Consider the following 18771-nt stretch of genomic DNA (forward strand, 5'->3'; position numbering starts at 1 on the left):
CATGACAGCGGCGCGTTGATGAGCATTGCGACGGGTTGTCAAACATCCTTTACATCCCTATCCCTGATGGCGACGGTTTGAGTTCGGCGGAGGGGACCATGGCGGCGGCATTGACGCTGGACGGCGTGAGCAAGCGATACGGCGAGTTTCAGGCCGTGAAGGACCTGAGCTTCGAGGTCGGGAAGGGCACGATCTGCGGCTTCCTCGGGCCGAACGGGGCCGGCAAGACCTCGACCATCCGCATGATCCTGGGCCTGCAGGGCGTCTCGGCGGGCCGGATCGTCATCCTCGGCGCCGACGACGGGCGCAAGGTGCGCGACCGCATCGGCTTCCTGCCGGAGGAGCGCGGCCTCTACAAGAAGATGACGCCCGTGGACGCCATCGCCTTCTTCGGCTCGCTGAAGGGCCTGCCGATCGGCGAGGGTCGCAAACGCGCCCGGGAGATGCTGGACGCCCAGGGTCTGGGCGCCTCCAGGCGCAAGAAGATGAAGGAGCTGTCCAAGGGGATGGCCCAGAAGGTCCAGCTGATCGCCTCGGTGGTGCATCGGCCCGAGTTCGTGATTCTCGACGAGCCCTTCTCGGGGCTGGACCCGGTCAACCAGCAGGGGCTGGAAGCGGTGATCCGCGGCCTGGCGGCGGATGGCGCCACGGTGCTGTTCTCCACCCATGTGATGCAGCACGCCGAACGGCTGTGCGACAAGGTCGTGCTTCTGGCGCGCGGCCAGAAGGCGTTCGAGGGCACGGTGACCGAGGCGCGCGCGACCTCGAAGCGGTTTCTGGAGCTGGAAGGGGCCATCGATGCGGCCCAGGCGGCGACCCTCCCGGGCGTCACCGACGTCGAGGTGGTGTCCGACATCGACGGTGTGCGCGTGCTGAAGGCGGCGCTCGGCCGGGGCGGCAAGGGGCAGGAGGCGCTGAAGGCGGCCTTCCTCGGCGGGCTGGACGTGCGGCGGTTCGAACTGCGCGAGCCCAGCCTGCATGACGCCTTCATCAGCCTGACCGGCGACAATCCCGACGTCGATCAATCCACCAAAGCCGCGGAGGCCGCCCGATGAACCGCACCCTGCTGATCGCGCGGCGTGAATACGGCGCCTATGCCCGCACCGTCGGCTTCTGGCTGTCGCTGCTGGCCTTCCCGCTGTTCGCGGTTCTGGGCGGGGCGGTGCCGCTGATGATCCGCTCCTCGGAGCCCGTGCGGGCCGTGGCCATCGTGGAGGAGGGGCCGCAGGCGTCCGGCCTGGCGGCGGCGGTGCGGGATTCCCTGCGCAACGACGCCGAGCGGCGGAACGCCCGCGCCCGGGAAACGGCCGAAAAGGCCGCCGCCTCGACGGGCGCTTCGGCGGATCCCGGCATGGCGCAGGGGGCGATGGCCAATCTTTCCCGGCCGAAGATGCGGCTTGTCCCGACGCCGACCGATATTTCCACCCTGCCGGCGGGGCTCGGGCAGGACGCGGCCGTGCGACGCCACATGACCGACGACACGCCCAAGGATCAGCGGCTGGACGCGGTGGTCTTCCTCAACCGCGCGGACGGCAAGCCGACGGCGCGGGTCTGGACCGCGCGGGCCACGGACGACACGGTCGAGGACTTCATCCGCGACGCCCTCAACTCGGCCAACCGCAAGACGGTGTTCGAGGCCGCGGGCATCGATCCCGGCGTGGTCGACCAGACGGAAGCCTTCCGCGCGGACGTCAGCGTCTTCTCGCCCAAATCGGCCAGCGGCGGGGAGGTGTCTTTCCGCGACAAGCTGCCGGCCATCATCGGCCTGGCGTCCGGCTTCCTGCTGTGGTCGCTGATCATCACCGGAGCCTCGATCCTGCTGAACAGCGTGATGGAGGAGAAGTCGAACAAGATCCTCGAAGTTCTGCTGTCCTCGGCCTCGGCGACCGAAATTCTGACCGGCAAGGTGCTGGGCGTGGCGCTGCTGACCCTGACGGTGATGGCGGCCTGGGGCGGGATCGGGGCCGCGGGGCTGTTCTGGTTCGCGCCCGAGCAGGGCGGCATGGTCGGCGACATCCTGCTGAACGGCGGCATGCTGGCGTGGTTCGGCGCCTTCATGCTGGGCGGCTATCTGATGTATGCGGTCCTGTTCGCGGCCATCGGCGCCTTCTGCGAGACGCCGCGTGACGCCCAGACGCTGATGGGGCCGATCATGATGATCCTCGTCATTCCGATGATCACCATGCAGATGGCGCTGCAGACGCCGGACGCGCCGGTGGTGCGGATCATGTCGTGGATCCCGTTCTTCACCCCCTTCCTGATGATCGCCCGCATGCCGAGCGACCCGCCGCTGATCGAGGTCATCGGCGCCATGGGCGGAATGTTCGCCTTCGCCCTGCTGATGGTGTGGATCGCGGGCCGGGCGTTCCGGGCGGGAGCCCTGTCAGACGTGAAGCTGAGCTGGAAGACGTTCGCCGGGGCGGTGAAGGGCGGGCGGTAAGACTCAATCCTTCTCCCCTTGCGGGAGAAGGTGGCGGCCCGAAGGGCCGACGGATGAGGGGTCTTGCCGGCGGGGAGTGATCCGGCGATCGCTGAGGGAACCCCGCGTGACCCCTCATCCGACCTCGCTTCGCTCGGCCACCTTCTCCCGCAAGGGGAGAAGGGCAGAATAAAAAAGGGCCGCTCCGGTTTCCCGGGGCGGCCCTTGATCTGTTCGTTCGGCTGTCGAGCGGGGTTTAGCCGCGGCTCGGACCGCCCACGCCCGGAACCCGGGGCTTCGGCGGCGGCAGCAGGCCTTCGCGCTGCATGCGCTTGCGGGCCAGTTTGCGGGCGCGGCGCACGGCCTCGGCCTTCTGGCGGGCGCGCTTCTCCGAGGGCTTCTCGTAGTGCACGTGGCGCTTCATCTCGCGGAAGCTGCCTTCGCGCTGCATTTTCTTCTTGAGGGCCTTGAGCGCTTGATCGACGTTATTATCGCGAACGAAAATCTGTACCAGGTTGAACTCTCCTTTGGCCGCCCGCCGCGCACCTCGAAAGGGAGACGGGCAGACAAATAAAATCTCGGTCCGACGGACAGGGGTCCGCGGATGAAGGCGGGCTGATACACGTTCGGCCCCCTCGTGTCCAGATCGTCGCGCTTCAATCTGAAGGGTCGAAACCCCCGGCTGACGGGGATATGCTGCCGCCATGACCGATGCGCCACACCTGTCGAACGAGACGCCCGAGGGAGACTGGGGCGACCGGATGGAGCAGTCCGTGCTGGACGCCGCCGTGCGCCTGGCCCCGGCCCTGGGCTGGAACAGCCGGATGACGAGGAAGGCCTGCGCCGAAAACGGCCTGTCGCCCGGAGACGAGGAACTGCTGCTGCCCAATGGCGCGCGGGACCTGGCGGCCCTGCTGTCGCGCCGGCATGACGACCGGGCCTTGGCCGTTCTGGCCGGGGTCGATGCGAAATCGCTGAAGATGCGCGAGCGAATCGCCCGCGCCGTTTCGGCCCGGATGGAGGCGGGGGCCGCCGATCTGGACGCCACGCGCCGCTGCGCCGCCTTCCTCGCCCTGCCGACCAACGCCGATCTGGGCCTGAAGCTGGCGTGGGAGAGCGCCGACCACCTGTGGCATTGGGCCGGGGACACGGCGACGGACTGGAACCACTATTCCAAGCGGGCGATCCTGTCGGGCATCCTGATCCCGGCCCTGACCATGCGCTGGTTCGACGGCCGGGAAGCCGCCGAGGCCTTCGTCGCCGCCCGGATCGAGAATGTGATGAGCTTCGAGAAATGGAAGGCCGGCAAGGACTTCGACGCGCCATTGCGAAAGGTGACGGATGTGCTGGGCCGGATGCGGTACGGGGCGAAAACCCGATAGCGCCCCCTCTCCCGTTGGGAGAGGGCTTGAGCGCACGGCGGCCGCAGGCCGTCGTCCTTGCGCGAAAGGGTGAGGGTCGCCTGTTCACCGACAAGCCTCACAAGCCCACCGCCGCCGCGTGCTACCGAACGGCCGCCACAAGCCGCTCCGGCTCCGCCAACGCCTGATCGTTGGTGAAGCGCAGGACCGCCCAGCCCAGCGCCTCCAGGGCCTGCTGTCGGTGAATATCTTTCAGCATCACGTCCTCACGCGTGTGAACGCCCCCGTCAATCTCGATCACGAGTCGGAGCCGGTCACAGGCGAAATCGGCGTAATACGGACCTTCGCGGTGCTGGCGCCTGAATTTGTGACCATCGACCTGACCCCCGCGCAGACGTGACCAGACGCGAATCTCGGCGAGTCCCGACGACTGACACAAGGCCCGAGCGCGGTCAGTCCGGTTGTATGACATGAGGTGAGTGAAACAACCTATAAGTTTACAAGTTCGATAGCCGGCCCTCACCCTTTCGCGCAAGGGCGATCGCTTCGCTCTCGCGCGCTCAAGCCCTCTCCCAACGGGAGAGGGGGCGAGAAATGGAGACTCTCGCCCCTTCCGACCCGCCCTTTTGAGGACAGGAATCCGCTACTTCCGCCCCGGCGAACCGGCGTCTGCCTCGCTGCAAACAGACCTGCGACCGTTTCTGACGCGAGCCTGTGCATAATAGAGGAATGCCCGCCGGGCCTGGTCTTTGACACTGTCCACCCTGCCGTCGCGCGTCCTCGGGAGCCGTCGAAACGTCTCCGCCGGCACGGCGTCTTCCGCGGAGTTTGCCGCTCGCATTTTTTCGGCGGCTATACGAGACTCTCGCCCCTCGAACCGTCCCGGATCAGAGCGGCTTCACCCGGTTCACATGGCCCATCTTGCGGCCGGGTCGGGCCTCGGCCTTGCCGTAGAGGTGCAGGCGGGCGTCGGCCTTGCCGGACAGCTTCGTCCACTGTTCGATCTCGTCGCCCAGCAGGTTGGTCATCTCGACGCGGGCGTGGGCCGTGGTCGGGCCCAGCGGCCAGCCGGCGATGGCGCGGATATGCTGTTCGAACTGGTCGCAGACGCAGCCGTCCTGGGTCCAGTGGCCGGTGTTGTGAACGCGTGGCGCGATCTCGTTGACCAGCAGGCGGCCGTCTCCGAGATCGAACAGTTCGACGCCGAGCACCCCGACATAGTCGAGGCCCTCCAGCACCGCCTTCGCGATGGCCCGCGCCCGCTTCTCCGTCTTCGCATCGACGGCGGCGGGGGCGAGGGTGGTCTTCAGCACGCCGCCCTTGTGAACGTTCTCGCCCAAGGGATAGACGGCGATGGCGCCGTCGCGGCCGCGCGCGGCGATGATCGACAGCTCCCGCACGAACGGGGCCTTGGCCTCCAGCACCGACGGGGTCTGGCCGACGGCGTTCCAGGCGTCGGCCGCCATGGCCGCGGACCGCACCCAGACCTGGCCCTTGCCGTCATAGCCCTCGCGGCGGGTCTTGAGCACCGCCGGCGTCCCGAGCCGCTCCAGCCCGGCCAGCAGGTCGTCGAGGCTGTCGACGGCGGCGAAGTCGACCGTGGTCGCGCCGACGCCGTTGAGGAAGGTCTTCTCGTCGACCCGGTCCTGGGCCACGGCGAGGGCCATGGGGCCGGGCGCCACGACCGCGCCGCCCTCGACCAGCCGCTCGACCGAGGTCGCGGGGACGTTTTCGAACTCGAAGGTCACCGCCTGACAGGTCTGGCCCAGCACCATCAAGGCCGTGGGATCGTCATAGGCGGCGACGATCTGGCCCTGGGACACGCGTCCGGCGGGACTGTTCTCCTCGGGATCGAGGATGACGACGTTAAAGCCGAGGCGTGACGCCGCCTGGCTGAGCATGCGGCCCAGCTGGCCGCCGCCGAGAATGCCGAGGGTCGCGCCGGGAGCCAGAGGAGCCACTCAGTCCTCGACCGTCTCGTGGACCGCCTCGGTCTGGGCTTCGCGGAACGCCGTCAGCCGGCCTGCGAGCACTGGATCGGCCAAGGCCAGGATCTGCGCCGCCAGGATGCCGGCGTTCTTGGCCCCCGCCTCGCCGATGGCGAGGGTGGCGACCGGGACGCCGCCCGGCATCTGGACAATGGAGAGCAGGCTGTCCATCCCCTTGAGCGCCTTGGACTCGACCGGTACGCCCAGCACCGGCAGTTCGGTCATGGAGGCGGCCATGCCCGGCAGGTGGGCCGCCCCGCCGGCCCCGGCGATGATGATCTTGAAGCCCGCCGCCCTGGCCCCGGTGGCGAAGTCGAACAGGCGCTGCGGCGTGCGGTGGGCGCTGACGACCTTCGCCTCCCAGGCCACGCCGAGCCGGTCCAGCGCGTCGGCGGCGTGTTTCATGGTCGGCCAGTCCGAGCGGCTGCCCATGATGATCGCCACGGGAGTCTGGGTCGCCATGGATGCGCACGCCTTTCGCGGGAAAGCGGCGCGATACAGGACTCGCGTTGCGCCCGCAACCGACGGCGTTAGGCTGACCCTTGGCCGGACGTGTTGAGTCGCTGGCCGGGGAGCCCTCTTCGCTCGTGACCAACGCGGCTGTCATCGACCCTTACGACGAGATCGAGCGCCTGCGCGCCGAGATCGAGGCCCTGCGCCGTCGCGCCGAAGCGGCCGAGGCGGCGGCGGATCATGACGTGCTGACGCCGGTCCTGAACCGGCGCGGATTCATCGCCGCAATGAAGAGCGCGATGGCCTTCTGCCAGCGCCACGGCACGCCGGCGGTGCTGCTGTATCTCGATCTGGACGGGTTCAAGGGCGTCAACGACAGTCTGGGCCACGCCGCGGGGGACGCCGCCCTGGTTCACATCGCCAACCTGCTGGCGGCCAATCTACGCGAATCGGATACCGTCGGTCGTCTGGGCGGCGACGAGTTCGGCCTGCTGCTGCTCAACGCCGGCCTGAACGGCGGCCGCGAGAAGGCGCAACGGCTGGCCGACGCCCTGGCGGCCGAGGAATTCGCCTGGAACGGCCAGTCGGCGCGTCTGGGCGGCTCGTTCGGCGTCCGGGCCTTCAACGGTCACACCGATCCCGAGGTCTGGCTGGCCGAGGCCGACGCGGCCATGTGGGTTCGCAAGAAGGGGCGGTGATCCCGTTCAGGCGATGATGTCGGGCAGGATCCGGTCTTCGATCTTGGTGATCTCGTCGCGCAGGACCAGCTTCTTCCGCTTCAGCCGCGCGATCATCAGCTGATCCGGCACCGGCATGCGCGCCAGGGCCTCGATCGAGGCGTCGAGGTCGGCGTGCTCGAGCTGAAGCAGCTTCAGCCGGGCATGGAGCGCCAGCTCTTCCTCGGTCAGAAAGGGTTCATCGTCATTCATGCCAGGATCCCGAACCTCATTTATACCGTGCGTCGCATCAGGCCGGAAGGCGCTCGGCGAGACGAACCAGCCCCGCGCGGGGCGTGATCGGCGACCAGATCCGGGCTATGGCCACGAGGGCACCGAGCGGCGGTTTGCGGGGACCCGTCGACGAAGGGGCGAGGGTCTCCAGAGCGGTCAGAAGGCGGCGTTCCGCCTCCAGTTCCACCGCCTTGACCCGGGACCGGACAGCTTCGCGGTCGGCGTCATCCAGATCGGGTGCGCGGGACTTGAGCGCCCGGCGAACGGCGCGCAGCGGGGCGATGGCGGTCTCCTGCCAGGCCCGGGCGGTGTCGCTGGCGGCTTCCAGGGCGTCCTCGTCGGGCGCCCGGCCCTCGGCGGCGCACCAGGCGGCCCAGAGAAGCAAGGGAATGTTCTGGCCGGCGGTGTCCTGCAGTTCCAGGCAGGCGTCGGCCACGCCATCGGCGGCGTAGGCGGCTACGGCCCAGTCCCACAGGCTCATTCGCCCGCCGCACCCTTCAGCCCATCCCAGCGCCGGACGGGGGACCAGTCGAGGCCGAACAGATCCAGCGCGCGCCCGACGGACTGGTCGACCATCTCGGCGATGCTGGCGGGCTTCGCATAGAAGGCGGGCAGGGGCGGGGCGATGATCGCGCCCATCTCGGCGAGGGCGGTCATGGTGCGCAGATGGCCCAGGTGCAACGGCGTCTCCCGCACCATCAGCACCAGCGGCCGGCGCTCTTTCAGGACCACGTCGGCGGCGCGGGTCAGCAGGGTAGATGTCACCCCGGTGGCGATCTCGCTCATGGTGCGGACGGAACAGGGGGCGATGATCATGCCCATGGTCCGGAACGAGCCCGAGGCGATCGAGGCGCCGACGTCGTTGAGCCGGTGCGACACGTCGGCGCGGCCCATCAGGTCGTCGGCGGAAATATCGGTCTCCTGCGACAAGGTCAGCAGGGCGGCGCGGGTGACGACCAGATGGCTTTCGACACCCAGTTCGCGCAGGGCGTCCAGCACCCGGACGCCGTAAGTCACGCCGGATGCGCCGGAAATTCCGACGATCAGTCTGGCGGGCGTCGAGCCGGAAAGGTTCCTTACGGCTCCGTTCACATCTTCGGCCAATTCGGGCTCCAGGGTGGTCCGTATCAGGACGGTCGGCAATTCACTGGAATGTGATTCTACAGCCGGTCAGACCCGGCGCTGACTGTACTGGTCCCTTAGACATGGAGGCGCAAGCCATGACCATCGAAGCTCGTATCCGCGAACTGGGAAACCGTCACCGCAACCTGGATGAGACCATCCGGCGGGAGATGATCCACCCGGCCACGGACTCGCTTCACGTCAGGGAGCTGAAGCAGCAGAAGCTCCGGCTCAAGGAACAGATCACCAGCCTGGAGGCCCGCGCGGGATAGCGAGGGGGCTTCCCGAAAAAGACATCGGCCCCGGAGAGCAATCTCCGGGGTCGTTTTTCGATCAGTCCTTGTTGCCGAATACCGAGGCCGCGGTGGGCTCGGCCCCGCGGCGTTCGCGGGCCTCGGGGACGAACTCCTCCTCGGCCGGTTCGGCGGGCGCATCGACGGGCTGCAGGGTGGCGCCGCCCTTCTTCGCATCGTCCTTCGCCTTCTTGTCGGCGGCCTTGCGGACCAGTTCGTCCAGGGCCAGCTGGCCGACCAGGCCCAGGGTCACCGGGTCGACCGGCTTGATGTTGGGGCTGTTCCAGTGGGTGCGGTTGCGCACGCTCTCGATGGTCGACTTGGTGGTGCCGAGCATCTTGGCGATCTGGGCGTCGGTCACCTCGGGGTGGTTGCGCACGAACCAGGCAATGGCGTCCGGGCGGTCCTGGCGGCGCGAGACGGGCGTGTACTTCGGAGCGGGCTTGCCGCCCTTCATCAGTTCGGCGTGGCGGCTGACCACGGCCTGCATGCGGTAGTTTTCGTCGTTCTGGGCCTTGTCCAGTTCCTCGCGCGTCAACTGGCCATTGACCAGGGGATCGGCGCCGCGGATGTCGCGGGCCACGTCGCCGTCGGCGATGCCGCGCACTTCCAGCGGGTGCAGACCGCAGAAGTCGGCGATCTGCTCAAACGTCAGGGAGGTGTTGTCGACCAGCCAGACCGCGGTGGCCTTGGGCATGAGGATGTCGGTCATGGACGCAATTCCGATTGTGGTTCGATCCCGAAAACCGGGCTCTGGATACGACGGCGCCCGGCCTTTCGACCGGGCGTTGATGATGGCGATATAGGCCTATTCGCGCGAAAAGAAAACGGACGCCGACAACGCCGTACAGCCAAGGTTCATCCGTCCTGCAGAACATTGGCTTCACAGGCGCGTTGTGCGTCCAGGAACCCCGTTTGGGAGGAACGACATGTTGATTGAAATGCTGGGCGCGGCGGCGGTAATTTCGGGGGGAGCGGGTTCGGCGTCGCAGGATCCCCAGGTCGGGACCCGCGTCGCGCCGCGCGGCGACTATCGCGACACCTGCAGCGGCGAATATGTGAACCGGGGCCGGTTGTATGCCGACTGCCGGACCAATCGCGGGCAGATTCGCGGCACGTCGATCGAGCTGAACCGCTGCTCCGACTATGAGATTCGCAACAACAACGGCCTGTTGGTCTGCGGTCCGTACCGCGGGCAGTATGAGGACCGGCCCGGCGGCGGCGGAGGCGACGGTCCCGGTTGGCCGGGCGGCGGCGGACGCGGTTCGATCACCATCTATCGCGACGCCAATTTCCGCGGCGCCTCGTTCCGGTTTGACGGCGAGGTCCCGAACCTGGCCAACACCGGGTTCAACGACGCGATCTCATCGATGCAGTTCCGGGGCGCCTGGGAGGCCTGCACGGACGCCTACTATCGCGGCCAGTGCCAGACGTTCACCGATGACGTCCGGAACCTGCAGCGCTGGGGCATGAACGACCGCATCTCCTCGCTGCGTCCGGTGGGCCGCGGCGGCCGCTGGTAACGTCAGGTCGTCAGAACGATCTTGCCGACATGGCCGCCTGCCTCGAGCGCGAGGTGGGCGGCCGACGCCTGTTCCAGCGGAAATGTCGCCTCGACCGGCGGCCGCACGGCGCCGGACGCGACCCAGGGCCAGACCCTGGTCTCCACAGCGGCGATCAGTCGGGCCTTTTCGTCCGCGGGCCGGGCCCGCAGGGTCGAGCCGGTCAGTACGATCCGCTTCATCATGAGCCGAGCCAGATCGATCTGCGCCGTCGAGCCAGAGAGGGTCGCGATCACGACCCAGCGACCGAACGGCTTGAGAGCCGCCTGGTTGAGGGCGGCGTAGTCGGCGCCGACCATGTCCAGCACCACGTCGGCCCCCCCGAATGCCACGATGGCCGTTTCCATGTCGTCTGTGAGGGCGTCGAGGCTGAGGTCGGCGCCGAGCCGCAGCGCTGCGGCGGCCTTGTCCGCTCCCCGGGAGGTGGCGATGACCCGGGCCCCGGCCGCCTTGGCCATCTGGATGGCGGTGACGCCGATGCCGCTGGTCGCGCCGTGGATCAGCAGGGTTTCGCCGGCCTTCAGGGCGCCTGCCTCGAACACGTTGGCGAAGACGGTGCAGACTGTCTCGGGCAGGGTGGCGGCCTGGATCAGGTCCAGACCGTCGGGGACGGGCAGGGCGTGGCGGGCGTCGACGACCGCGTGATCGGCATAGCCGCCTCCGCCCAGCAGGGCGCAGACCCTGTCGCCCAGGGACCAGCGGGCCGCGCCATCGCCGATCTGATCCACCTCGCCGGCCACTTCCAGACCGAGGATGTCGGAGGCTCCCGGCGGAGCGGGGTAGCGGCCCAGGCGCTGCAGGAGGTCGGGCCGGTTGATCCCGGCGGCCCGAACCCGGATGCGAATCTGGCCCGGTCCCGCCACGGGATCGGGCCGTTCGGCGAGGATCAGGGCCTCCGCCGGGCCCGCTCCGCCTGCGATCTCAATGACCCGCATTCGCCTCATCCCGTTCTTGCAATCGTCCGTATCCGGGCGTTGAGATAGGCGGTTGCGTATCCCTTGGCCACGAAGGAGGCGGTGATGTTCGAGGATCTGGAGCCCCGTCCGGCGCGCGGAGCGCCGCTGATCGCCCTGACGCGCGAGGACCTGGACAGCTATTCGGTCGAGGACCTGAAGCAGCGGATCGCGGGGCTGGAGGCCGAGATCGCCCGGTCCCGTGCGGCCATCGAGGGCAAGTCGTCGCAACGCAACGCCGCCGACGCCATGTTCAACTTCCGATCCTGAATCAGGTTGTTGGCACAACCGTTGCAGTCCGCTGAAGCGCCGCGCGAAACCGTGCCGGTCGTGATACGGATGCGCGCCCCTCTATGAGTTTGACTGACTTCATGCCCACCGACGCCGCCATTCCTCCGTCCGCCGGCCGCAGCCGGGCCGCCGTGGTCGATGACTTCGCGCGTTCCGAGCTGTTCGACCGCACCTTCCGCGAGGGCATGGAGCTGGTCGAGGACACAGCCGCCTATCTGGACGGGGACGGCCGGCGCGAATCCAAGCTGCTGTCGCGGACGACGGCTCTGGCTTACGCCGGGGAGAGCATGAAGCTTACCACGAGGCTGATGCAGATCGCCTCCTGGCTGCTGGTGCAGCGGGCGGTGCGCGAGGGCGACATGACGTCCCTGGCGGCGTGCGAGCCGCGCTACCGGCTGGCCGATCGCAAACCCGAGACCGAACCCAGCGACAGCGAACTGCCGATCGCCCTGGTCGAGTACCTGGTGCGAGCCGAGAAGCTTTACGACCGGGTCCTGCATCTGGATCGGCGCATGTATCTGGACGCGCCGGAGGAGGATGCGGTCAATCCGGTGCAGAGCCAGCTGGACCGGCTGACGGCGGCGTTTCGAACCTGAATCCTACGGTCCGACGTCGTTGGCGACGCGGGCGCCGTCATCGACCGCCTTGGGCAGGCTGATGGCGATGCCGAGGGCCTCGGCCAGCTTGGCGTCACGCTCGTAGACATCCTCGCGGAAGGCCACCCGGCCTTGACCGTCGACGAAGGCGGTCCAGTACAGCAGGCGCACGCTGATCTCTCGGCCCGTGGCGATGCGTTTGGTCTCCCGGGTGTCCTGGGCGGTGTCGAACTGTTCCAGCAGGGCCGGATCGGGCGACAGCAGCAGGCGGGCGAAGTCGACCGCGCCCTGAACCCGGACGCAGCCGTGCGAGCGCTGGCGCATGGAGAGATTGAAGGCGGCCTTGGACGGGGTGTCGTGCAGGAAGATGGCGTAGCTGTCGCGCAGTTCGAACTTCACGTAGCCCAGTGCGGCGGTCGGCCCGGCGCGCTGAATTACCGTGCCGTTCGAAATGTACATGTTCTGGCTGGCCAGATAGCCGGGACCGCGAGGCAGGATTTCGTTTCGGGCGATCGAGGCGGGCACGTACCAGGGCGGATTCGCCACCACCGAGGCGAACGGCTTCTCGAGGCTGGGCGTCTGGTTGGTGGGAGAACCGCAGACGACGCGGTTGGAGTGAACGGGGCGACCGTCCTTCCAGTAGACCATGATGGCGGCGGCGGTGTTGACCTCGATCCGTTCGGGCGAGACCTCGCGCTTCAGCCAGCGGCGGCGTTCCAGGTTCAGGGCGATCTGGCGGGCGCGGTCCTCGGCGGAGGCGGACAGGGAGCGCTGGCTGCCCGTGCCGATCCGGCCATCGGCGGTGAGGCCGTGCCGGACCTGGAAGCCGCGCACGGCTGCCTGGAGCTCGGGGCCGTAGACGATGCCCTGCTCGGTCAAACGCGTGCCGTCGGCCGCGGGCAGGTCGCCTTCGGCGACGAGGCGCTGGATGAGCGCGGGAATGCGGGCGTCACTGGCGCCCGGCTCGATGGTCGGCCCCTGGCGGAACGAGGGCCAGCCGCCTTCGCGGATCAACCGGCGATAGCGGACGTAGCCGGCGGACAGGTTCGAATAGCCGATGTCGGTGGGGGCCAGACCTTCGAACCAGTCGACCAGACGGTTCTGGGCCAGGGCGTCGTTGAGGCCGACGGGCAGGTCGACGCGATTCTTCTGCATCTCCCACAGGTCTTCGACCGTCTCGGGACGCACGCGGCCCTCGGCCAGGACGCGGGCATAGCCCATGGCGGCCGCCGTGGTGCGCATCTCGGCGTCGTCGGGGTCGGCGGCCAGGGTTTCGAAGTTGAAATAGTCAGTCTGCGACAGGCCATGACGCTCGGCACGGCCCGCGGCGGCCTGCAGCGCGCGCAGCCGCTCAGGGTTCCAGACCGGGCGCCAGCCGTTCAGTTCGTAGAAGGCGCGGATATCGGGCTGGATCCCGGCGGGCAGGCGGGCCAGCTGATCGTTGAACCGGTCGTAAAAGGCGACGGCGCCGGGATCGCGAGTCTGGGCCGAGGCCGCCTGACCCATGGCGGACGCAAACGCCGTTACGGCCGCGCCCAATCCGAGTTGCCGTCGATTCATAGCCAGGATCTCTACGCCCGTTTCGATGCGGGACACCGTGTCCTCGCCCCCCGAAACAGCCAACGCCTTGATGTTATCGGCGTTCCGGTCAAACAGAAAGGCGCCGGTCCGGAGACCGACGCCTTTGTTGTCATCTTGCCTCGGGGTGTGGCTGGAAAGCCCGTCCCCGCAGCGGCCTACTTCTTGATGAAGCCGGCGAACTTGTTGTTGAAGCGCGAAACGCGGCCGCCGCGGTCCAGCATGTGCTGGTTGCCGCCGGTCCAGGCCGGGTGGGTCAGCGGATCGATGTCCAGGTTCAGGACGGCGCCTTCCTTCTGGTAGGTCGAGCGCGTCTGATAGGTCGTACCATCGGTCATCGTCACGGTGATGAAGTGGTAGTCGGGGTGCGTATCCGCCTTCATGGTCCTGGTCCGGTCTCTGCGCGATGACGATGCCGACCGTCGGAGCGCGAAAATGAGAAAACCCGCCAGCGAAGGGCGGGAATGAGCGGCGGCGTTTACACCGGGGGCCGTTCCGGGGCAAGAGGCGCGCGCCATGACAGATGCAACCGCCTCCGCCGCCGACGCAGCCGACATCCGGGGACGGCCGGGCGCGGGCGCCCTGCTGGTCGAACAGATGGGCGAGGCCGGCGAGCGCCGGGCCAAGCGTCGGGACATCCGTCCGCTGGCGCGGTTGCTGCCCTACGCCATGCGGCACAAGGGCCACGCCGCCATGGCCGGTGTGTGGCTGATCCTGTCCGCCTCGGCCTCACTGGCCCTGACGGCTGCGGCCCGGGGCGCGATCGACAACGGTTTCGACAACGGCGGGGCGCAGCTGAACCTGTGGTTCCTGTTGCTGGGCGCCAACGCCCTGTTTCTCGGTTTCGCGACGGCGATCCGGTATTATTTCGTGACCAAGACCGGCGAGCGCGTCATCGCCGACCTGCGCAAGGGCCTGTTCGAGCGAATCCTGACGCTGGATCCGGCCTTCTACGCCCGGATGCGGACCGGGGAGGTCCTGTCTCGCCTGACCACCGACATCGCCCTGGTCGAGACCCTGCTGACGACCTCGGTCTCCTTCGCCCTGCGCAACCTGCTGACCCTGATCGGCGGGACCATCCTGCTGTTCGTCGTCAGTCCGAAGCTGACGGGCCTGGTCCTGCTGGTGGTGCCCCTGCTGCTGGGCCCTCTGTTCCTTTTCGGGCGTACGGTGCGCAAACTCACCGTCGCCTCGCAGGACCGCTTCGCCAGCGCCGTCGGATTCGCCGGCGAGAGCGTCGACGCCATCGAGACCGTGCAGGCCTTCGGCCGTGAGCGCAGCGCCATCGCCCGGTTTGGCGACGCCGTCGAGACGGCCTTCGGCATCTCGCTGACGCGCATGAAGGCCCGCGCCGTCATGACCGCCATGATCATCGTGGTGATGTTCGGCGGCGTAACCCTGGTGCTGTGGCTGGGGGCCCAGGACGTCATCGCCGGACGGATGAGCCCGGGCGCGCTGTTGCAGTTCGTGCTGCTGTCGGTGTTCTCGGCCGGGGCCGTCGGGGCGCTCGGCGAGAGCTGGGGCGATGTGCAGAAGGCCGCCGGCGCCATGGAGCGGATCGACGAGCTGATGCGCAGCGAGGCCGCCATACGGGCGCCGGAGACGCCCGAAGCGCTGCCCGAGCCGCCTACGGGCGAGGTGTCGATGGCGGCGGTGCAGTTCGCCTATCCCGGCCGTCCCGACCTGCCGGCGCTGAAAGGATTTTCGCTCACCGTGCGGCCGGGCGAGACCGTGGCCCTGGTCGGGCCGTCGGGGGCCGGGAAGAGCACCGTCTTCCGGCTTCTGCTGCGCTTTTACGATCCGCAGGCCGGAGTGGTGTCCGTGGACGGCGTCGACGTTCGCGCCGCCGATCCCGTGGCCGTCCGCAGCCGTTTCGCCTGGGTTTCGCAGGAGGCCCCGCTGTTCTCCGGCTCGGCCAGCGAGAACATCCGCTTCGGCCGCGACGCCGCCACGGACGACGAGGTGCGCGCCGCCGCCGAGGAGGCCCAGGCCCTCGGCTTCGTCGAGGCGTTGCCCGAGGGGTTCGATACCCCGCTGGGCGAGCGCGGCAAGAGCCTGTCGGGCGGCCAGCGTCAGCGGTTGGCCATCGCCCGGGCCCTGGTCCGCGACGCCCCCATCCTGCTGCTGGACGAGGCGACCTCGGCCCTGGACGCCGAGAACGAGCGGCTGGTGCAGGCGGCGCTGGATCAGGCGATGCAGGACCGCACGACCATCGTCATCGCCCACCGGCTGGCCACGGTGCTGCGGGCCGACCGGATCGTGGTGATGGAGGACGGCAAGGTGGTGCAGGAAGGCACGCACCGGGCGCTGATGGCGCAGGGCGGACTGTACGCCAAGCTGGCCGAGCTGCAGTTCCGGGCCGACTAGGAGTCAAGCGCGGCGGCGATCCGGTCGGCAAGGGCGCGCAGGGTTTCCGTGTCGGCCATGGGGGCATGGCCGTGTCCTTTCATCGAACGATCCGTCCAGCGCGGGATGATGTGGAAATGCAGGTGGAAGACAGTCTGGCCGCCCGCCTCGCCGTTGAACTGCATGATCTGGAGGCCGTCGGGCCGGAGCGCCTTTTCGACCGCGCGGGCGGTGCGCCGGGTCGCTTCGGTCAGGCGGGCGAGCGCGTCGGGTTCGATCTCGAGCAGGGTGCGGGCGGTGGAGGTTCTGGAGATCAGCAGGACGTGGCCTTCCGACTGGGGGAAGACGTCCATGAAGGCGAGGACGTGGTCGTCCTCCCAAACCTTCACCGCCGGAATCTCGCCGCGCAGAATTCGGGCGAAGATGTTGTCGGGATCGTAGGGGGCTTTCAGGGTCATGGGAGGCTCCGGGCGGCTTTCAGCGCAGATTAGCGACGCGGCCCGGACGAGGGGAGCCCCGGCGGTCCTCGGGTGTTAGGGTCGAGGTCAAAAGGGAGTCGGCCATGCTGCGTTTCATCGTCCAGTTTCTCGTCACCTGCCTGGCCCTGTGGCTGGCGGCCCAGGTCGTGCCGGGCGTCGGGTTCACCGACACCCCGTCGCTGCTGCTGGCGGCGGTGCTGCTGGGGGTGGCCAACGCCATCGTTCGGCCGATCCTGACGATCCTGACCTTCCCGCTGACGATCATCACCTTCGGCCTGTTCCTGCTGGTGGTGAATGCGGCGGTGATCGGCCTGGTGGCGATGCTGCTGGGCGGCTTCGTGGTCGACGGCCTGTGGGCCGGCATCGGCGCGGCCATCGTCACCGGCATCGTCAGCTGGATCGCCGGCTGGTTCATCGGCGAGGATCCGAGGCGCGACGGCTGAGACATCAGCCGCCCTTCCGGTAAGGCGACAGCTCCTCGGCCATCAAGGCGATCTCGGCCTCGACCGCAGGGCGCTCGCCTTCCAGATACCGGGCCACGGGCTCGCGCAGTGCCGGGTCGGCGATGAAGTGGGCCGAGTAGACCGGGGAGGGCAGGTAGCCGCGGGCGATCTTGTGCTCGCCCTGGGCCCCGGCCTCGACGCGCGACAGGCCGCGCGAAATGGCGAAGTCGATGGCCTGGTAGTAGCAGAGCTCGAAATGGAGGAAGGGGACCTCCTCCAGCGCGCCCCACTGACGGCCGTACAGGGCGTCGGCCCCGATCAGGTTCAGGGCGCCGGCGATGGGCGCGCCGTCGCGGAAGGCCAGCACCAGGGCGATGCGGTCGGCCATGGTCGCGCCGAGGCGGGTGAAGAAGTCGCGCGTCAGATAGGGCCGGCCCCATTTGCGCTCGCCCGTGTCCATGTAGAAGGCGAAGAAGGCGTCCCAGTGGGCCTCGGTGATGTCGGCCCCGGTGAGGACGCGGATGTCGAGGCCCGCCTGCGCCTCGCGGCGTTCGCGGCGGATGGTCTTGCGGCGGTTCGAGGACAGGGCGGCGAGGAAGTCGTCGAAGGTTTCGTAGCCCTTATTGCGCCAGACGTATTGCATGTCCTGACGCTGCAGCAGGCCGGCCTCGCCCATGGCGTCCCATTCGGGGCGGGTCGGGAAGTTGACGTGCAGGGACGAGACGCCGAGCCGTTCGGTCAGGGCCAGGGCGCCTTGCAGCAGGGCCTGCCGCACCGCAGCCGCGTCGGCGTCGGGATGGGCGAGGAAGCGCGGGCCGGTGACGGGGGTGAAGGGCACGCCGGCCAGAAGCTTGGGATAGTAGCGGCCGCCGGCGCGCTCATAGGCGTCGGCCCAGCTGTGGTCGAAGACGTATTCGCCCTGGCTGTTGCCCTTGAGCCAGAGCGGCATGACGCCGATGACGCGGCCGTTTTCGTCTCGCAGAGACAGGTGGCGGCCGGCCCAGCCCTGACGGGGGACGGCGCTGCCGGAGGCCTCGCAGGCGTCGAGGAAGTCGAAGGAGACGAACGGGTCGCCTGAGGCGGACGCGCAGGCGTCCCAGGCGTCGCGGCCTATGTCGGCGACCCGGTCGTGGACGTGGATCTGGAAACTCAAATCCGTGCATTCCGGCGAAAGCCGGGACCCGGTTCTGTCCAGCTTGACGCCGGCGTTTGAGGACAACGAGCGGAGATCACCGGTCCGGCCGGATCACCCAAGGCACTGGGTCCCGGTTTGGCTGCTTCGCGCCGCCCTCCGGGTCGCCGGGATGAGCGGAGTATGTGCGCGACGGGTGCGATCAGCGCACTTCCACGATGGCGTCCACCTCGACGGCGAAGCCGAGGGGGAGTTTGTAGACGCCGACGGCCGAGCGGGCGTGGCGGCCCTTGTCGCCGAAGACCTCGACCATCAGGTCCGAACAGCCGTTGATGACGGCCGGAATGGCCTCGAAGTCGCCGGCGGCCTGGACGAAGCCGCCCAGTTTGACGACGCGGACGACACGCTCGAGATCGCCGTCCAGAGCCGCGGACATCTGGGCCAGCAGGTTGACGCCGCACATGCGGGCCGCGTCCTTCGCCTGGTCCGGAGACACATCGGCGCCGACCGTGCCCTTGATCCCGCCCGAGGCGTCGTTCGACAGCTGGCCGGAGATGTGGACCAGGTTCCCGGTCTGTACGAAGGGCACATAGTTGGCCACCGCCCTGGCGGGTTCCGGCAGGGAGATGCCGAGTTCGGCGAGGCGGGCGGCGACGGTCATGGGCTGGGCTCCTGGGGGTTTGGCGGCGGTTTAGCGCGGGGGCGGGCGCGTGTCATCGCCGCTTCGGGAAAAGCGGTTGTGGGAGGCGTGGCGGAGCGTCCGGGCCTTCGCCCGGATGAAGATAGAGATTACCGTTTCGACGAA

24 protein-coding genes are annotated in these 18771 nt (G+C 68.5%); 10 read left to right on the top strand and 14 right to left on the bottom strand.

The genetic code is table 11. The features are described from left to right. The first annotated feature begins 98 nt into the window (after positions 1-98). Positions 99-1055, top strand: coding sequence for an ABC transporter ATP-binding protein (locus tag PSV23_RS01655; RefSeq protein WP_300465767.1), 957 nt, complete (start codon positions 99-101; stop codon positions 1053-1055). Continuing rightward, positions 1052-2440, top strand: coding sequence for an ABC transporter permease (locus PSV23_RS01660; RefSeq protein ID WP_300465768.1), 1389 nt, complete (start codon positions 1052-1054; stop codon positions 2438-2440). The genes PSV23_RS01655 and PSV23_RS01660 overlap by 4 nt, the downstream gene beginning before the upstream one ends. Before the next feature lie 235 nt (positions 2441-2675). On the opposite strand, the gene rpsU is transcribed toward PSV23_RS01660, so the two are convergent. Continuing rightward, positions 2676-2933, bottom strand: a complete 258-nt coding sequence (gene rpsU / locus PSV23_RS01665) for a 30S ribosomal protein S21 (protein ID WP_056621430.1) — start codon at positions 2931-2933, stop codon at positions 2676-2678. 190 nt (positions 2934-3123) lie between these two features. On the opposite strand from rpsU, the gene PSV23_RS01670 reads away from it, so the two are divergent. After that, the gene (locus PSV23_RS01670) at positions 3124-3801 is read left to right on the top strand and encodes a COQ9 family protein (protein WP_300465769.1); all 678 of its coding nucleotides are present in this window, start codon (positions 3124-3126) and stop codon (positions 3799-3801) included. Positions 3802-3922: 121 nt separating this feature from the next. Here PSV23_RS01670 and PSV23_RS01675 read toward each other — a convergent pair whose 3' ends face one another. The 3 genes from PSV23_RS01675 to purE form a co-directional block, all read right to left on the bottom strand. Next, positions 3923-4252 (bottom strand): endonuclease domain-containing protein, encoded by a 330-nt coding sequence (locus tag PSV23_RS01675; protein ID WP_300465770.1) that lies wholly within the window; start codon positions 4250-4252, stop codon positions 3923-3925. Positions 4253-4667: 415 nt separating this feature from the next. Next, positions 4668-5741, bottom strand: a complete 1074-nt coding sequence (locus tag PSV23_RS01680) for a 5-(carboxyamino)imidazole ribonucleotide synthase (protein WP_300465771.1) — start codon at positions 5739-5741, stop codon at positions 4668-4670. Beyond that, positions 5742-6230: a 5-(carboxyamino)imidazole ribonucleotide mutase gene (purE, locus tag PSV23_RS01685; RefSeq protein ID WP_300465772.1), complete on the bottom strand. Its 489-nt coding sequence runs from the start codon at positions 6228-6230 to the stop codon at positions 5742-5744. It abuts the gene before it with no gap. Between the two features lie 125 nt (positions 6231-6355). On the opposite strand from purE, the gene PSV23_RS01690 reads away from it, so the two are divergent. Next, complete coding sequence (locus tag PSV23_RS01690; RefSeq protein WP_300465773.1) at positions 6356-6919, top strand: GGDEF domain-containing protein; 564 nt, start codon at positions 6356-6358, stop codon at positions 6917-6919. 6 nt (positions 6920-6925) lie between these two features. Here the strand turns inward: PSV23_RS01690 and PSV23_RS01695 are convergent, their stop codons facing one another. Genes PSV23_RS01695 through PSV23_RS01705 form a run of 3 tightly spaced genes read right to left on the bottom strand, consistent with a single transcriptional unit; the run spans position 6926 to position 8263 of the window. Then, complete coding sequence (locus tag PSV23_RS01695; protein WP_300465774.1) at positions 6926-7150, bottom strand: YdcH family protein; 225 nt, start codon at positions 7148-7150, stop codon at positions 6926-6928. A 37-nt stretch (positions 7151-7187) separates the two neighbouring features. Further along, positions 7188-7652 (bottom strand): TIGR02444 family protein, encoded by a 465-nt coding sequence (locus PSV23_RS01700; protein ID WP_300465775.1) that lies wholly within the window; start codon positions 7650-7652, stop codon positions 7188-7190. Next, positions 7649-8263 (bottom strand): UbiX family flavin prenyltransferase, encoded by a 615-nt coding sequence (locus PSV23_RS01705; RefSeq protein ID WP_300465788.1) that lies wholly within the window; start codon positions 8261-8263, stop codon positions 7649-7651. The genes PSV23_RS01700 and PSV23_RS01705 overlap by 4 nt, the downstream gene beginning before the upstream one ends. Before the next feature lie 128 nt (positions 8264-8391). On the opposite strand from PSV23_RS01705, the gene PSV23_RS01710 reads away from it, so the two are divergent. Beyond that, positions 8392-8565, top strand: a complete 174-nt coding sequence (locus PSV23_RS01710) for a YdcH family protein (protein ID WP_056620699.1) — start codon at positions 8392-8394, stop codon at positions 8563-8565. A 61-nt stretch (positions 8566-8626) separates the two neighbouring features. Here the strand turns inward: PSV23_RS01710 and PSV23_RS01715 are convergent, their stop codons facing one another. After that, on the bottom strand, positions 8627-9298 hold the full coding sequence (locus PSV23_RS01715) for a DUF1013 domain-containing protein (protein WP_055830056.1): 672 nt from the start codon (positions 9296-9298) through the stop codon (positions 8627-8629). 217 nt (positions 9299-9515) lie between these two features. On the opposite strand from PSV23_RS01715, the gene PSV23_RS01720 reads away from it, so the two are divergent. After that, complete coding sequence (locus PSV23_RS01720; protein ID WP_300465776.1) at positions 9516-10109, top strand: beta/gamma crystallin-related protein; 594 nt, start codon at positions 9516-9518, stop codon at positions 10107-10109. Between the two features lie 2 nt (positions 10110-10111). Here PSV23_RS01720 and PSV23_RS01725 read toward each other — a convergent pair whose 3' ends face one another. After that, entirely contained in the window at positions 10112-11083 is a 972-nt protein-coding gene (locus PSV23_RS01725; protein WP_300465777.1) for an NAD(P)H-quinone oxidoreductase, read from the bottom strand. An 84-nt stretch (positions 11084-11167) separates the two neighbouring features. Here PSV23_RS01725 and PSV23_RS01730 point away from each other — a divergent pair, with 84 nt between their 5' ends. Beyond that, positions 11168-11371, top strand: a complete 204-nt coding sequence (locus PSV23_RS01730; RefSeq protein WP_300465778.1) for a DUF1192 domain-containing protein — start codon at positions 11168-11170, stop codon at positions 11369-11371. 83 nt (positions 11372-11454) lie between these two features. After that, the gene (locus tag PSV23_RS01735; protein WP_370460975.1) at positions 11455-11988 is read left to right on the top strand and encodes a DUF1465 family protein; all 534 of its coding nucleotides are present in this window, start codon (positions 11455-11457) and stop codon (positions 11986-11988) included. A gap of 3 nt (positions 11989-11991) precedes the next feature. Here PSV23_RS01735 and PSV23_RS01740 read toward each other — a convergent pair whose 3' ends face one another. Both PSV23_RS01740 and rpmE read right to left on the bottom strand, forming a co-directional pair. Next, positions 11992-13548: a murein L,D-transpeptidase gene (locus tag PSV23_RS01740; RefSeq protein WP_300465779.1), complete on the bottom strand. Its 1557-nt coding sequence runs from the start codon at positions 13546-13548 to the stop codon at positions 11992-11994. Positions 13549-13724: 176 nt separating this feature from the next. Beyond that, positions 13725-13949, bottom strand: coding sequence for a 50S ribosomal protein L31 (rpmE, locus tag PSV23_RS01745; RefSeq protein WP_055830066.1), 225 nt, complete (start codon positions 13947-13949; stop codon positions 13725-13727). Positions 13950-14082: 133 nt separating this feature from the next. Between rpmE and PSV23_RS01750 the strand changes: the two genes are divergently transcribed. Then, a complete protein-coding gene (locus tag PSV23_RS01750) occupies positions 14083-15933 on the top strand; it encodes an ABC transporter transmembrane domain-containing protein (RefSeq protein ID WP_300465780.1) in 1851 nt (616 codons plus the stop codon). On the opposite strand, the gene PSV23_RS01755 is transcribed toward PSV23_RS01750, so the two are convergent. Continuing rightward, positions 15930-16370 (bottom strand): HIT family protein, encoded by a 441-nt coding sequence (locus PSV23_RS01755; protein WP_300465781.1) that lies wholly within the window; start codon positions 16368-16370, stop codon positions 15930-15932. The genes PSV23_RS01750 and PSV23_RS01755 overlap by 4 nt on opposite strands. Before the next feature lie 104 nt (positions 16371-16474). On the opposite strand from PSV23_RS01755, the gene PSV23_RS01760 reads away from it, so the two are divergent. Further along, positions 16475-16834, top strand: coding sequence for a phage holin family protein (locus PSV23_RS01760; RefSeq protein ID WP_300465782.1), 360 nt, complete (start codon positions 16475-16477; stop codon positions 16832-16834). 4 nt (positions 16835-16838) lie between these two features. Here PSV23_RS01760 and PSV23_RS01765 read toward each other — a convergent pair whose 3' ends face one another. Continuing rightward, entirely contained in the window at positions 16839-17987 is a 1149-nt protein-coding gene (locus PSV23_RS01765) for a GNAT family N-acetyltransferase (protein WP_300465783.1), read from the bottom strand. 181 nt (positions 17988-18168) lie between these two features. Continuing rightward, on the bottom strand, positions 18169-18627 hold the full coding sequence (locus PSV23_RS01770) for a RidA family protein (protein ID WP_300465784.1): 459 nt from the start codon (positions 18625-18627) through the stop codon (positions 18169-18171). Positions 18628-18771 lie beyond the last annotated feature (144 nt).

It is taken from the genome of Brevundimonas sp., from assembly GCF_029946145.1.
Lineage (GTDB): Bacteria > Pseudomonadota > Alphaproteobacteria > Caulobacterales > Caulobacteraceae > Brevundimonas.

Excerpts from the sequence above, each read along its gene's own strand:
- PSV23_RS01655 (WP_300465767.1), top strand. The coding sequence starts at position 99 with ATGGCGGCGGCATTGACGCTGGACGGCGTGAGCAAGCGATACGGCGAG.
- PSV23_RS01660 (WP_300465768.1), top strand. The coding sequence starts at position 1,052 with ATGAACCGCACCCTGCTGATCGCGCGGCGTGAATACGGCGCCTATGCC.
- PSV23_RS01670 (WP_300465769.1), top strand. The coding sequence starts at position 3,124 with ATGACCGATGCGCCACACCTGTCGAACGAGACGCCCGAGGGAGACTGG.
- PSV23_RS01675 (WP_300465770.1), bottom strand. The coding sequence starts at position 4,252 with ATGTCATACAACCGGACTGACCGCGCTCGGGCCTTGTGTCAGTCGTCG.
- purE (WP_300465772.1), bottom strand. The coding sequence starts at position 6,230 with ATGGCGACCCAGACTCCCGTGGCGATCATCATGGGCAGCCGCTCGGAC.
- PSV23_RS01695 (WP_300465774.1), bottom strand. The coding sequence starts at position 7,150 with ATGAATGACGATGAACCCTTTCTGACCGAGGAAGAGCTGGCGCTCCAT.
- PSV23_RS01700 (WP_300465775.1), bottom strand. The coding sequence starts at position 7,652 with ATGAGCCTGTGGGACTGGGCCGTAGCCGCCTACGCCGCCGATGGCGTG.
- PSV23_RS01710 (WP_056620699.1), top strand. The coding sequence starts at position 8,392 with ATGACCATCGAAGCTCGTATCCGCGAACTGGGAAACCGTCACCGCAAC.
- PSV23_RS01715 (WP_055830056.1), bottom strand. The coding sequence starts at position 9,298 with ATGACCGACATCCTCATGCCCAAGGCCACCGCGGTCTGGCTGGTCGAC.
- PSV23_RS01720 (WP_300465776.1), top strand. The coding sequence starts at position 9,516 with ATGTTGATTGAAATGCTGGGCGCGGCGGCGGTAATTTCGGGGGGAGCG.
- PSV23_RS01725 (WP_300465777.1), bottom strand. The coding sequence starts at position 11,083 with ATGCGGGTCATTGAGATCGCAGGCGGAGCGGGCCCGGCGGAGGCCCTG.
- PSV23_RS01730 (WP_300465778.1), top strand. The coding sequence starts at position 11,168 with ATGTTCGAGGATCTGGAGCCCCGTCCGGCGCGCGGAGCGCCGCTGATC.
- PSV23_RS01735 (WP_370460975.1), top strand. The coding sequence starts at position 11,455 with ATGAGTTTGACTGACTTCATGCCCACCGACGCCGCCATTCCTCCGTCC.
- PSV23_RS01740 (WP_300465779.1), bottom strand. The coding sequence starts at position 13,548 with ATGAATCGACGGCAACTCGGATTGGGCGCGGCCGTAACGGCGTTTGCG.
- rpmE (WP_055830066.1), bottom strand. The coding sequence starts at position 13,949 with ATGAAGGCGGATACGCACCCCGACTACCACTTCATCACCGTGACGATG.
- PSV23_RS01750 (WP_300465780.1), top strand. The coding sequence starts at position 14,083 with ATGACAGATGCAACCGCCTCCGCCGCCGACGCAGCCGACATCCGGGGA.
- PSV23_RS01755 (WP_300465781.1), bottom strand. The coding sequence starts at position 16,370 with ATGACCCTGAAAGCCCCCTACGATCCCGACAACATCTTCGCCCGAATT.
- PSV23_RS01760 (WP_300465782.1), top strand. The coding sequence starts at position 16,475 with ATGCTGCGTTTCATCGTCCAGTTTCTCGTCACCTGCCTGGCCCTGTGG.
- PSV23_RS01770 (WP_300465784.1), bottom strand. The coding sequence starts at position 18,627 with ATGACCGTCGCCGCCCGCCTCGCCGAACTCGGCATCTCCCTGCCGGAA.